Raw genomic sequence first — 12,813 nt, forward strand, 5'->3', positions numbered from 1 at the left:
ATCTTTCCCCGGCTCATCCCCAGAAGGTGAAGCCCCGACAAAGCGCGTTGCGCTGAATCAGGGCTGCCTGGCGGCCTTATAGACGTTGACGCCGAGCTCGCGGATCTTCTTGCGCAGCGTGTTTCGGTTGAGGCCCAGAAGCTCGGCCGCCTTGATCTGGTTGCCGCGCGTCGCCGTCATCGAGGCCAGCACCAGCGGATACTCGACCTCGGCGAGGATGCGCTGGTAAAGCCCCGACGGCGGCAGTTCGCCGGCGAAGGAAGCAAAATAGCGCTGCAGGAAATGCTCGACCGCCTGGCTGATCGACAGATCGTCGGGGATGAGCGGTCCGACGCCCGGCACCACAGGCCTTTCGCCGGTCTTGAGCTCCGTCTCGATGATCTCGGCTGAGATCTCGTCCTGCGAATAAAGCGCGGCCAGCCTGCGCACCAGGTTTTCCAGCTCGCGCACATTGCCGGGCCACGGGTAGCGCTTCATCAGCTCGATGCCGCCCGCCGAAATGCGCTTGGTCTGCAAGCCTTCGCTGGCGCCTTGCTTGAAGAAGTGCCGCACCAGGTCGGGGACGTCCTCGGAACGCTCGCGCAGCGCCGGCAGCCTCAGCGGCACGACGTTCAGGCGATAGAACAGGTCCTCGCGGAACAGGCCCTGGTTGATCAGCGCCCTTAAATCCTTGTTGGTGGCGGCGACGATGCGCACGTCGGTCTTGATCGGCGTGCGGCCGCCGACGGTCGTATATTCGCCCTGCTGCAGCACGCGCAACAGGCGCGTCTGCGCCTCCATCGGCATGTCGCCGATCTCGTCGAGGAACAGCGTGCCGCCTTCCGCTTGCTCGAAGCGGCCGGTGGAGCGGTTCTGGGCGCCGGTGAAGGCGCCCTTCTCATGACCGAACAGCTCCGATTCGATGAGGTCGCGCGGGATCGCCGCCATGTTGATCGCCACGAACGGCCCGCCGCGGCGGCGGCCATATTCGTGCAGCGCGCGCGCCACCAGCTCCTTGCCGGTGCCGGATTCGCCGCTGATCATCACCGTCAGGTCGGTCTGCATCATGCGCGCCAGCATGCGGTAGATGTCCTGCATGGCGGCCGAGCGGCCGACCAAGGGCATCGTCTCCGGCTGCTCGTCGGCGCGAGAGTCGAGCTTCGGCCGCTTCGGCTCGGCCAGCGCCCGGTTGACGATGTTGAGCAGTTCAGTGAGGTCGAAGGGCTTCGGCAGGTACTCGTAAGCGCCTGTCTCTGAAGCGCGGATGGCGGTCATGAAAGTGTTCTGCGCGCTCATCACGATGACGGGCAGTTCCGGCCGCGCCTTCTTGATGCGCGGCAGCATGTCGAAGGCGTTCTCGTCCGGCATCACCACATCGGTGATGACGAGATCGCCCTCGCCCGCCGCCACCCAGCGCCACAGCGTCGAAGCGTTCGAGGTCACACGCACCTCGTGGCCGACGCGCGATAGCGCCTGGTTGAGCACGGTGCGGATGGCCGCATCGTCGTCGGCGACGAGAATATTGCCGCGAACGGTCATTTGCGGTCTCCTTCTGCTTCGTCGCCGGCGCCGGGCGAAGTCTCCTTCCAGGCCGGCATCAGGACGCGGAACGTGGTTCCGCGCGGCGTCGAATCGCATTCGATGATGCCGCCGTGCTCGCCGACGATCTTGGCGACCAGCGCCAGCCCAAGGCCCGAGCCGTTCGGCTTGGTGGTGATGAACGGGTCAAAGAGGATCGGCAGGATGTCCTCTGACACTCCCGGGCCGTTGTCGTGCACGCAGAATTCCAGCGGCAGCGAAACGCGATCCTGCGTTCCTGGCACCGAAACGCGGATGCCCGGCCGGAAGGCAGTCGACAGCATGATCTCGCCCTGTGGGTCGGCGCCGATCGCCTCGGCGGCATTCTTGACCAGGTTGAGAAAGACCTGGATCAGCTGGTCACGGTTGGCAAAGACCGGAGGAAGCGATGGATCATATTCCTCCAAAATCTTGATTCGCTTGGCAAAGCCGTTCTTGGCAATCGCCTTCACATGATCCAGAACGACATGGATGTTGACGGGAAAGCGCTCGATCGGACGCTCGTCGGAAAACACCTCCATCCGGTCGACCAGCGACACGATGCGGTCGGTCTCGTCGGTGATGAGCCGGGTGAGCGCGCGGTCCTCGTCGGAGGCCGACAACTCGAGCAACTGGGCGGCGCCGCGGATGCCCGAGAGCGGATTCTTGATCTCATGCGCCAGCATGGCGGCGAGGCCGGTGACGGAACGGGCGGCACCCCGATGCGTCATCTGGCGGTCGATCTTGTCGGCCATGGACCGTTCCTGGAACATAACCACGACCGAGCCCGGGAACTCCGGCACCGGCGCGACATAGAGGTCGACCATCTTCTCGATGCCAAGGCGCGGCGACGAGACATCGACACGGTATTCGTTGACCGGCGCACGGCGCTCGCGCACCTGATCGACCAGCGTCAGCAGCGGACTGCCGAACGGCACCAGCTTGGAGAGCGTGTTGCGGGCAAGCATGGTGGCGCTGGAGCGGAAGAAATCTTCGGCGTCCGCGTTGGCGAAGGTGATGAAGCCGTCGGGATCGACCATGATCACCGGCCGGCGGATCGTGTTCAGCACGATGTTGGCTGCGTCCGCCATGTCGGCATCTTGTGGGACACTGGCCTTCATGCCGCGCTCCGAAGTTCATTCGACATGCCAATGTCGGCAAGGGCGTCGCGCAATCCAAGGATGACTTCAGCCGGCTCGAAAGAGGTGAGGACGCGCTTCCTCTGCTCCGCCGAAATACCGGCCGCGTGCCGGTCGAGATACCAGCCGAGATGTTTGCGCGCCTGGCGAAGTCCGCTCTCGATGCCGTAGAGCGAGAGCATGTCTTCGTAATGCGCAACGGCGTAGTCGGCGAGCGCTTGTGGCGTTTCGGGAATGCCTGGCGCAGATATGCCAGCGGCGGCCGCCGCGATGCTGCCCGCGATCCACGGCGCGCCGTAATGGGCGCGGCCGATCATCACTGCGTCGGCGCCCGACTGCTCCAGGATTGTGGCCGCCTCTTCCCGGGAGCCGACATCGCCATTGGCCACCACCGGGATCGAGACCGCTTGCCTGACGCGCGCGATCGCGCGCCAATCGGCTTTGCCCTGGTAGAACTGGCAGCGTGTGCGGCCATGCACGGTCACCATCTTGACCCCAGCCTCTTCCGCGCGGCGCGCCAAAATCGGCGCGTTGAGCGCGCTTTCGTCCCAGCCGAGCCGCATCTTGACGGTCACCGGCACTTCGACCGCGCCGACCACCGCCTCGATCAGCGACAACGCGTGATCGAGATCGCGCATCAGCGCCGAGCCGGCATAGCCGCCCGTCACCTTCTTCGCCGGGCAGCCCATGTTGATGTCGATGATGTCGGCGCCCTCGCCCGCCGCGATTCGGGCGCCTTCGGCCATATGCGCGGCCTCACGGCCGGCGAGCTGCACCATGTGGACAGGCAGCCCGGAATGGCGGATGCGCAGGTCGCAGCCGGCCCTGCCCTTGGCCAGTTCGCCGCTCGCCACCATCTCCGACACGACCAGCCCGGCGCCATGCGCATATGCGCGCCGCCGAAACGGCTCGTCGGTGATGCCGGACATCGGCGCAAGGAACACGCGGTTGCGGATCCTCGCACCGCCGATGTCGAGCAGCGAAGCCAAAGTGGTCAGTTCAGGCATGCACAAAAACCAAGCATGTACGATTGCTGCACATTCTCTAGCCAGATGCAAGTCATTGTGCAACGCGCAATGACGTCACATTAAGGCGCATTTTGGAAAATGCTGGCCTTCCCTTCGAGCCGCGACTAAGCCTCTCGCCATGACTGACGCAAGTGGAAAACAGGACGCCGGCGGCAAGGTCGGAGTGGTCATCGTCGCCGCCGGCCGCGGCGCGCGTGCCGGTCAGGCCGACGGACCGAAGCAGTATCAGCGCATCGGCGGCCGCGCCGTCATCGCGCACACGCTGGAGCGATTCCTGTCGCATCCCAGTGTCGGACCGGTGGTCGTGGCGATTCATGCCGATGACCGCGAGCTTTTTGACCGCGCGGCGGGAGCCATTGCCGGACGGGTGCTTGCTGTCACAGGCGGTCCGTCCCGCCAGGCGTCCGTCCGTCTCGGGCTGTTGGCGCTGAGAGACCAGGCGCCGGCAAAGGTGCTGGTGCATGACGCGGTGCGCCCGTTCGTCGATGCCGGGCTGATCGACCGCACCATTGAAGCCATCGGCGAGCGCCAGGGGGCCCTGCCCGCGCTGCCCGTCGCCGACACGCTCAAACGGGAATCGGCAACGGGCATGATCGAGGAGACGGTTTCGAGGGCCGGTCTTCATGCCGCGCAGACGCCGCAAGGCTTTCCATTCTGGCCTCTGCTCGCCGCGCATGAGAAGGCACATCATCTGGGCAAGACCGAATTCACCGACGATGCTGCCATCGCCGAATGGGCGCATATTCCGGTCAAGATCGTCACCGGCTCGCCGGACAACATCAAACTCACCTGGGCAAGGGATATCGCGATGGCCGACCAGCGGCTTTCCAGCGCGCTGCCGCGCTTTCCGGACATCCGCACTGGCAATGGCTACGATGTGCACGCCTTCGAGCCCGGTGACCATGTCACGCTGTGCGGCGTCGCCATCCCGTATGACCGAAAACTCTCCGGCCATTCGGACGCCGATGTTGGCCTTCATGCCCTCACCGACGCGCTGCTCGCCACCTGCGGCGCCGGCGATATCGGCACGCATTTCCCGCCGTCGGATCCGCAGTGGAAGGGTGCCGCCTCGAAGATCTTCGTCGAACATGCCGCAAAGCTGGTGCGCGAGCGTGGCGGGCGCATCGCCAATGCCGACGTCACGCTGATCTGCGAGGCGCCGCGCGTCGGGCCGCACCGCGCGGCGATGACGGCGGCGCTTAGCTCGATGCTCGGCATTGCGCCGGAGCGCATTTCGATCAAGGCGACGACCAACGAAAAGCTCGGCTTTGTCGGGCGCGGCGAAGGCATAGCGGCCATCGCCACCGCCAGCGTCGTCTATCCGGGAGATGTGCCGGCATGAGCAACGCAGAACTCGCAAACGCCCTGCTCAAGGCCTGCCAGCAACGCGGCATCATGCTGGCGACGGCCGAAAGCTGCACCGGCGGCATGATCATTGCAGCACTGACCGACATTGCCGGCTCTTCCGCCGTGGTCGACCGTGGCTTCATCACCTATTCCAACGAAGCCAAGATGGAGATGCTTGGCGTCTCCGCCGCAACGCTCGACGCGCATGGCGCCGTCTCGCGAGAGACGGTGCTCGAGATGGCGGCCGGCGCGCTGGCGCATTCGCGCGCGAGCCTCTCCCTTGCCGTCACCGGCATTGCCGGTCCAAGCGGCGGTTCGGCGGAAAAGCCGGTTGGCCTCGTCTGGTTCGGGATAGCACTTGCCGGTCAGCCGGTGGTTGCCGAGCGCCAGTTGTTTGGCCACAAGGGCCGCGAGTTTATACGTCACGAGACGGTGCGGCATGCGCTGCAACTAGGGTTGCGCACGTTTGGCGAAGATCCGGCGGGGTGAAGATCAGGCCAGCTTTGCGCCGTAGATCACGTCGGCGCGTTTCTCGAAGGCTTCGGAAAACATGCGGAAGGCACGGTCGAACATCGTGCCCATCAGCGCGCCGAGGATGCGGCTCTTGAACTCGTAGTCGATGAAGAAGTGGACCTCGCAGCCGCCTTCGGCCGGGTCGAAGCGCCAGATATTGCTGAGATATTTGAATGGGCCGTCGATGTATTTGACGTCGATGGCGTTCTCGTCGGGTTTCAGGAGCACCTGGGTCGTAAAAGTCTCGCGGATCGCCTTGTAGCCGATGCTCATGTCGGCGACGAGGATGGTGCGGCCGTCGCGTTCCTTGCGCGAGCGTACCGTCAGCGCCTCGCAGAGCGGCAGGAACTGCGGATAGGTCTCGATGTCGGCCACCAGCGCGAACATCTCTTCCGGCGTGTGGGCAACGCGGCGAGTGGCTTCGAATTTCGGCATCTAACCGGTCAGCCGGCTTTCTTGAGCTGCGCCTCACGCGCCGCGCGCAGCCTGGCGAAATCCTCACCGGCATGATGCGAGGAGCGCGTCAGCGGGCTCGACGCCATCAGCAGGAAACCCTTGGCCTTGCCGACCGTCTCGAAGGACTTGAATTCCTCCGGCGTGACGAAGCGGATCACCGGATGGTGCTTCTTCGAAGGCTGCAGATACTGGCCGATGGTCATGAAGTCGACGTTGGCCGAGCGCAGGTCGTCCATGAGCTGCAGGACCTCGTTCCGCTCCTCGCCGAGGCCGACCATGATGCCAGACTTGGTGAAGATCGACGGGTCGAGTTCCTTGACCCGCTGCAGCAGCCGGATCGAATGGAAGTAGCGGGCGCCTGGCCTGACCGTCAGGTAGTTCGACGGCACGGTTTCGAGATTGTGGTTGAAGACGTCGGGCCTGGCGGCGACGACGATTTCGAGCGCGCCGTCCTTGCGCAGGAAGTCTGGCGTCAGGATCTCGATCGTGGTCGAAGGGGCGGCCGCGCGGATCGCATGGATGACGTCGGCAAAGTGCTGCGCGCCGCCATCGGCGAGGTCGTCGCGGTCGACCGAGGTGATGACGACGTGGCTGAGGCCCATCTGCTTGACCGCATGGGCGACGCGCGCGGGCTCATCCGGATCGAGCGCGGTCGGGATGCCGGTGGCGACGTTGCAGAAGGCGCAGGCGCGGGTGCAGATCTCGCCCATGATCATGAAGGTGGCGTGCTTCTTGTCCCAGCATTCGCCGATGTTCGGGCAGCCGGCCTCTTCGCACACCGTCACCAGCTTGTGCGACTTCACGATCTCTCGCGTCTCGGCATAGCCCTTGGAAACCGGCGCCTTGACGCGAATCCAGTCCGGCTTGCGCAGCACTTCCTGGTCCGGCCTGTGCGCCTTTTCGGGATGCCGCGGACGCGGCGCATTGGCGATCGTGTCGAGAACAGTGACCATCTCAAACCCTTCGCGGCCGCCGGTGTCGCGGCCGCCTGTCTTTCGTCATCTAGGACTTTTCGGAGCAAAGAAAAAGGCCGCGCCGGCGCATGCCGCCACGGCCATTTTCGCATAGCGGTTTGTTCACGCGGCTCAGCGGCGCACGAGCCTCCCAACGAAGATCAGCAGGCAGGCGCCGATGAAGCCGGTGATCAGGTAGGCCACCCAGCCGACGCCAAAAGACTGGATGTTGAGAGCCTGCAGGATCGCATTCAGCACGACCGCGCCGACGATGCCCATGATAATGTTCATGAAGATGCCGGTGTTGCTCTTCATGACCATCTCGGCGAGCCAGCCCGCCAGGCCTCCGATGATGATGGCTGCGATCCAGCCGACGCCATTCAAGTGCATATGCCAACTCCTCCTGTGCCAGGTGAACATGCATCCGGATATGGGCGGCCCTGCCGTCAGGATTCTCCGGCTGCCGAATATGAGTCTCGCGCAGCCAATCTATCACCGATTGGCGATTTATCATGCGTTCAAAGCGCGGCCATAGGCGTCAAGCACGCTTTCCTTCATCATCTCCGACAGCGTCGGATGCGGGAAGATCGTGTGCATCAGCTCTTCCTCGGTTGTCTCCAGGTTCATCGCCACGACGAAGCCCTGGATGAGCTCGGTCACCTCGGCGCCCACCATATGCGCGCCGAGAAGCTGCCCGGTCTTCTTATCGAAGATGGTCTTGATGAAACCCTGATCCTCGCCGAGCGCGATGGCCTTGCCGTTGGCGCCGAACTGGAAGCGGCCGACGCGGATGTCCTTGCCTTCGGCCTTGGCCTTCGCTTCCGTCAGCCCGACCGAGGCGACCTGCGGGCTGCAATAGGTGCAGCCCGGGATCTTCAGCTTGTCGATGGCATGCACGCCGGGGAAATTGGCGATCTTTTCGATGCAGACCACACCCTCGTGCTCGGCCTTGTGGGCAAGCATCGGCGGCCCCGCCACGTCGCCGATGGCGTAGATGCCCGGCACGTTGGTCTTGCCGTAGCCGTCGACGACGACGCAGCCGCGCTCGGTCTTCACGCCGAGCGCTTCGAGGCCGAGGCCCTCGATATTGCCCTGCACGCCGACGGCCGAGATCATGCGGTCGGCGGTGATTTTTTCGACCTTGCCGTCCTTCATCTCGACATGCGCGGTGACCGAGTTGGCTGATTTCTCGACCTTGGTCACCTTGGCCTCGAGCAGGATCTTCATTCCCTGCTTCTCGAACTGCTTTTGCGCGAATTTCGAGACCTCGGCATCCTCGACCGGAATCACCGCAGGCAGAAGCTCGACCACCGTCACGTCGGCGCCCATGGTGCGGTAGAAGGAGGCGAACTCGATGCCGATGGCGCCCGAGCCCATCACCAGCAGCGACTTCGGCATCTCCTTCGGCACCATCGCCTCGAAATAGGTCCAGATCAGCTTGCCGTCCGGCTCGATGCCGGGCAAAGCCCGCGGCCTGGCGCCGGTCGCCAGGATGATGTGCTTGGCGGTGTAGGTGCCCTCGCCCTTTACGCCTTTCGGCACAGGCGGCTGCGGTTCCATCGGCTTCTTGGCGGTCTTGGAAACGACGATCTCGCCGGGTTTGGAAAGCTTCGCTTCACCCCAGATGACGTCGACCTTGTTCTTCTTCATCAGGAAGCCGACGCCGCCGTTCAGCCGCAGCGACACCTTGCGCGAGCGGTCGACGACGGCGGCCGTATCGGGGCTGACCTTGCCGTCGAGCTTCAGCCCATAATCCTTAAGGTGATCGGAATAGTGCATGATCTCGGCCGAGCGCAGCAGCGCCTTGGTCGGGATGCAGCCCCAGTTCAAGCAGATGCCGCCGAGATGCTCGCGCTCGACGATCGCCGTCTTGAAGCCGAGCTGGGCGGAACGCACCGCCGTGACATAGCCGCCAGGGCCAGAGCCGATGATGATGACGTCGTAGTTCTCAGCCACGGGTTTTTCTCCCTGATCTTTCTGGGGGTTAGAGTGAGAGCATCACGCGCACGAGCGGGGCGAGCGCCTGGCCGATCCGGCGCGTGTTTTCCGCATCGAGATGGACGCCGTCGAGCGGCGTGGTCGTCGCCACGGTGCCGGCGTCGAAGAAGCCGCAGCCGGCCTCGTCGGCAAGCGCGGAATATTGCGGCGCCAGCCGCTTCGAGGCGTCGTCGCCGCCGGCGAACATTTCCTTGAACTCGGCATTGTCAGTGCGCGTCACCGCGGGCGGCGCGACGACGAGAATCTGCGGCGCCGGCCAGTCGAACGGATAGTCGTGGCCGCGCACGATATCGATCAGGCGCTGCATGCCTTGCTTGGCGGCGACCGGATTGCCGTGGATCCACGGCTTCATGTCGTTGGCACCGAGCATGAAGATGATCAGGTCGAGCGGGGCGTGGCTGGTCAGGACCGTCGGCAGCGTCCTCGCCCCATTCCGATCAGCACCGGCGAGGTGATCGTCAAAAGCGGTGGTGCGGCCGTTCAACCCTTCGGCGATGACCTCGATGCCGTCGCCCAGCGCCGCTTTCAGCACACTCGGCCAGCGGTCCTCGAGCGCATGGCGGCCAAGGCTGGCGGCGTCGTAGCCCCAGGTCAGCGAGTCGCCATAGCAGAGAATTGTCTTCATGCGCTTGTCCCACCTCTGCCGAACCCTGCCGCCGGGCGCCTGAGCCGCCAGCGCACGAAAAGCCATTGCACGATGATCGCCACGACGCTGGGCATGATCAGCCCGGCAACGATCGACAGGTTACTTGCGACCGCCCGTTTCTCGGCCGGCGCCGAAAACGTCCAGCCGGCGAGCGCAACCAGAATGATCGCGAAGATCGCGAGCAGCCACCACAGCATCCGGTCGACGGCCCGGACCGGCTCGGCCCGGAACTGGACCAGGAAGAAGGCGATCGTCACGACGATGATGATCATCACCGTCGCAGCGAAGACCAGAATGTATTCCTCGGTCGCACCGGTAAGCACGGCCAGTTCTTGAACGACCAGCCCGCCGGCCAGACCGGAAAGGAGGAAGGCGAAAAGGCTGGTGAAGAACTTCCGCACCGCCTCTCTTCCTTTCTAGACCAGCATGCCCATCGGGTTTTCGATCATGCGCTTGAAGGCGCCGAGCAGCTCGGCGCCGAGCGCGCCGTCGACCGCACGGTGATCGGTGGACAGCGTCACCGACATGACGGTGGCGATTTTGATCTCGCCATTCTTCACCACTGCCCGCTGCTCGCCGGCGCCGACCGCCAGGATCGTCGCATGCGGCGGATTGATGACGGCGGCGAAGTCCTTGACGCCGAACATGCCGAGATTGGAGACGGCCGTGGTGCCGCCCTGATACTCTTCGGGCTTCAGCTTGCGGCTGCGGGCGCGGCTCGCCAGGTCCTTCATCTCGTTGGAGATGACGGACAGCGTCTTTTCGTCGGCGTGGCGGATGATCGGCGTGATCAGGCCACCAGGGATCGACACCGCGACCCCGACATCGGCATGCTTGTGCTTGACCATGGCGCTGTCGGTCCAGGAGGCGTTGGCGTCCGGCACCGCCATCAGCGCCATGGCCATCGCCTTGATCACCATGTCGTTGACCGAGAGCTTGTAGGCTGGAACCTCGCCCTTCTCGGTCTTCTTCATCGGCGCTGCCGCATTGAGTTGCGTGCGCAGCGCCAAGAGCGCGTCCAGCTCGCAGTCGAGCGTCAGATAGAAATGCGGGATGGTGCTCTTGGCCTCGACCAGGCGGCGCGCGATGGTCTTGCGCATATTGTCGTGCGGGACGAGCTCGTAGGAGCCCTCGGCGAACAGCTTCAGCACCTGGTCGTCCGACATCGGCTTGGCCGAAGGGGTTGCTGCCGGCGCACCCGCGGGCGCCTTGGCGGCAGGCGCAGCCTTGGCACCGCCAGAGGCAATCGCCGCCTCGACGTCAATCTTCACCACGCGGCCATGCGGACCGGAACCGGACAGCGCCCCGACGTCGACCCCGGCGTCCTTGGCGATGCGGCGCGCAAGCGGCGACGCGAACACGCGTTCACCGCCGGCATGGCCGTTGGCGACAGGAGCGGGCTCGGCCTTCGCCGGCGCTGGGGCTGCGGCGGCCGGCTTCGGCGCTTCCTTGGGCGCTTCGGCCTTCGGAGCGTCCGCTTTCGGCGCTTCTGCCTTGGGCGCCGCGCCGCCGTCGGCTTTCGCAGCGGCACTGGCATCCTCGCCCTCACCGGCCAGGATGGCGATCACCGCGTTGACCTTGACGCCTTCGGTGCCGGCCGGAACGACGAGCTTGGCGACGGTGCCTTCATCGACCGCCTCGACTTCCATCGTCGCCTTGTCGGTCTCGATCTCGGCGATCACGTCGCCGGGCGAAACCTTGTCGCCTTCCTTGACCAGCCACTTGGCGAGATTGCCCTCTTCCATTGTCGGAGAGAGCGCCGGCATGGTGATGTTGATTGGCATGTTGTCCTCCCGACCGGCTCAGCGATAGGTGACGGCTTTGACCGCCTCGACGACCTCGCCGACATTGGGCAGGGCGAGCTTCTCAAGGTTCGCCGCATACGGCATCGGTACGTCCTTGCCGGCGATGGTGATGACCGGCGCGTCGAGGAAGTCGAAGGCGCGCTGCGACACCTGGCTGGCGATATGGTCGCCGACCGAGCTCTGCGGGAAGCCTTCCTCCACCACAACCAGTCGGTTGGTTTTCTTCACCGAGGCGATGACGGTATCGAAATCGAGCGGCCGGATGGTCCTGAGATCGATGATCTCGGCGTCGATACCCATGCCGCGCAGCTCGGCTTCCGCCTTGACGGCATAGGTCATGCCAATGCCGAAGGAGACGATGGTGACGTCCTTGCCCTGCTTGTGGATGCGGGCCTTGCCGATCGGCAGCACGAAATCGTCGAGCTTCGGCACGTCGAAGGAGTGGCCGTAGAGGATTTCGTTCTCGAGGAAGATGACCGGGTTGGGATCGCGGATCGCCGCCTTGAGCAGGCCCTTGGCATCGGCGGCCGTATACGGCATCACCACCTTCAGACCCGGGATATGGCTGTACCAGGCGGCGTAGCACTGCGAGTGCTGCGCGGCGACGCGTGCCGCCGCGCCGTTCGGCCCGCGGAAGACGATCGGCGCTCCCATCTGGCCGCCGGACATATAGAGCGTCTTGGCGGCGGAATTGATGATCTGGTCGATCGCCTGCATGGCGAAGTTGAAGGTCATGAACTCGACGATCGGCTTCAGGCCCGCCATCGCCGCGCCGACGCCGACGCCGGCAAAGCCGTGCTCGGTGATCGGCGTGTCGACGACGCGACGGGGGCCGAACTCCTGCAGCAGGCCTTGCGTGATCTTATAGGCGCCCTGGTATTCGGCGACCTCCTCACCCATGACGAAGACATCGCCGTCGCGGCGCATCTCTTCGGCCATGGCGTCGCGCAGCGCTTCGCGCACTGTGGTCGAGACCATCTCGGTGCCGGCGGGGATATCCGGATCGGCGGCAACTTCCGTCTTCGGCGCGGCCGCGACAGGCGCCGCAGCCTCGCTCTTGGCCGCGGCCGGCGCCGGCGCGGCTGGTTCAGTCTTAGCAGCCTCTTCGCCAATGCCTTCGCCGGCCTTGTCGACGTCCTCACCGTCGACCGCAAGCACGGCTATCACCGCGTTGACCTTGACGCCTTCGGTGCCGGCGGGAACCACGATCTTGGCAAGCGTGCCTTCGTCGACGGCTTCGACTTCCATCGTTGCCTTGTCGGTCTCGATCTCGGCGATCACGTCACCGGCGACGACCTTGTCGCCTTCGTTCTTCAGCCATTTGGAAAGATTGCCCTCTTCCATCGTCGGCGAGAGCGCGGGCATGAGAATTTCGATCGGCATGTCCTAGCC

13 protein-coding genes are annotated in these 12,813 nt (G+C 64.7%); 2 read left to right on the top strand and 11 right to left on the bottom strand.

What is annotated here, in order from left to right:
- Nucleotides 1-57: 57 nt before the first annotated feature.
- Genes ntrC through dusB form a run of 3 tightly spaced genes read right to left on the bottom strand, consistent with a single transcriptional unit; the run spans nucleotide 58 to nucleotide 3,682 of the window.
- The gene (ntrC, locus tag ABID26_RS10425; RefSeq protein WP_126100298.1) at nucleotides 58-1,518 is read right to left on the bottom strand and encodes a nitrogen regulation protein NR(I); all 1,461 of its coding nucleotides are present in this window, start codon (nucleotides 1,516-1,518) and stop codon (nucleotides 58-60) included.
- The gene (locus tag ABID26_RS10430) at nucleotides 1,515-2,657 is read right to left on the bottom strand and encodes a two-component system sensor histidine kinase NtrB (protein ID WP_292302775.1); all 1,143 of its coding nucleotides are present in this window, start codon (nucleotides 2,655-2,657) and stop codon (nucleotides 1,515-1,517) included. Before ABID26_RS10430 ends, ntrC begins: the two co-directional genes overlap by 4 nt.
- Nucleotides 2,654-3,682 carry a tRNA dihydrouridine synthase DusB gene (dusB, locus tag ABID26_RS10435; RefSeq protein WP_292302774.1) on the bottom strand — a complete coding sequence of 343 codons (1,029 nt, stop codon included), beginning with the start codon at nucleotides 3,680-3,682 and terminating at the stop codon, nucleotides 2,654-2,656. The genes ABID26_RS10430 and dusB overlap by 4 nt, the downstream gene beginning before the upstream one ends.
- A 139-nt stretch (nucleotides 3,683-3,821) precedes the next feature.
- Here dusB and ABID26_RS10440 point away from each other — a divergent pair, with 139 nt between their 5' ends.
- Together ABID26_RS10440 and ABID26_RS10445 are read left to right on the top strand one after the other, a co-directional pair.
- Nucleotides 3,822-5,045, top strand: coding sequence for a bifunctional 2-C-methyl-D-erythritol 4-phosphate cytidylyltransferase/2-C-methyl-D-erythritol 2,4-cyclodiphosphate synthase (locus ABID26_RS10440; RefSeq protein WP_292302773.1), 1,224 nt, complete (start codon nucleotides 3,822-3,824; stop codon nucleotides 5,043-5,045).
- Nucleotides 5,042-5,539: a CinA family protein gene (locus ABID26_RS10445; protein WP_292302772.1), complete on the top strand. Its 498-nt coding sequence runs from the start codon at nucleotides 5,042-5,044 to the stop codon at nucleotides 5,537-5,539. The genes ABID26_RS10440 and ABID26_RS10445 overlap by 4 nt, the downstream gene beginning before the upstream one ends.
- A 3-nt stretch (nucleotides 5,540-5,542) precedes the next feature.
- Here ABID26_RS10445 and ABID26_RS10450 read toward each other — a convergent pair whose 3' ends face one another.
- From ABID26_RS10450 to ABID26_RS10485, 8 genes are all read right to left on the bottom strand, one after another.
- Nucleotides 5,543-5,998, bottom strand: coding sequence for a type II toxin-antitoxin system RatA family toxin (locus ABID26_RS10450; RefSeq protein WP_126100293.1), 456 nt, complete (start codon nucleotides 5,996-5,998; stop codon nucleotides 5,543-5,545).
- 8 nt (nucleotides 5,999-6,006) lie between these two features.
- The gene (lipA, locus tag ABID26_RS10455) at nucleotides 6,007-6,972 is read right to left on the bottom strand and encodes a lipoyl synthase (RefSeq protein ID WP_292302771.1); all 966 of its coding nucleotides are present in this window, start codon (nucleotides 6,970-6,972) and stop codon (nucleotides 6,007-6,009) included.
- A gap of 132 nt (nucleotides 6,973-7,104) precedes the next feature.
- Nucleotides 7,105-7,362, bottom strand: a complete 258-nt coding sequence (locus ABID26_RS10460) for a GlsB/YeaQ/YmgE family stress response membrane protein (protein WP_059188542.1) — start codon at nucleotides 7,360-7,362, stop codon at nucleotides 7,105-7,107.
- A gap of 120 nt (nucleotides 7,363-7,482) precedes the next feature.
- Complete coding sequence (gene lpdA, locus ABID26_RS10465; protein ID WP_292302770.1) at nucleotides 7,483-8,928, bottom strand: dihydrolipoyl dehydrogenase; 1,446 nt, start codon at nucleotides 8,926-8,928, stop codon at nucleotides 7,483-7,485.
- 28 nt (nucleotides 8,929-8,956) lie between these two features.
- Nucleotides 8,957-9,595: an SGNH/GDSL hydrolase family protein gene (locus ABID26_RS10470; RefSeq protein WP_292302769.1), complete on the bottom strand. Its 639-nt coding sequence runs from the start codon at nucleotides 9,593-9,595 to the stop codon at nucleotides 8,957-8,959.
- The gene (locus ABID26_RS10475; protein ID WP_126100289.1) at nucleotides 9,592-10,017 is read right to left on the bottom strand and encodes a cytochrome c oxidase subunit II; all 426 of its coding nucleotides are present in this window, start codon (nucleotides 10,015-10,017) and stop codon (nucleotides 9,592-9,594) included. Before ABID26_RS10475 ends, ABID26_RS10470 begins: the two co-directional genes overlap by 4 nt.
- 15 nt (nucleotides 10,018-10,032) lie before the next feature.
- Nucleotides 10,033-11,400, bottom strand: a complete 1,368-nt coding sequence (locus ABID26_RS10480) for a pyruvate dehydrogenase complex dihydrolipoamide acetyltransferase (protein ID WP_126100288.1) — start codon at nucleotides 11,398-11,400, stop codon at nucleotides 10,033-10,035.
- Between the two features lie 18 nt (nucleotides 11,401-11,418).
- Nucleotides 11,419-12,804 (bottom strand): pyruvate dehydrogenase complex E1 component subunit beta, encoded by a 1,386-nt coding sequence (locus ABID26_RS10485; protein ID WP_126100287.1) that lies wholly within the window; start codon nucleotides 12,802-12,804, stop codon nucleotides 11,419-11,421.
- Between the last annotated feature and the right edge of the window lie 9 nt (nucleotides 12,805-12,813).

This window comes from Mesorhizobium shonense, assembly GCF_040545255.1.
GTDB lineage: Bacteria > Pseudomonadota > Alphaproteobacteria > Rhizobiales > Rhizobiaceae > Mesorhizobium > Mesorhizobium shonense.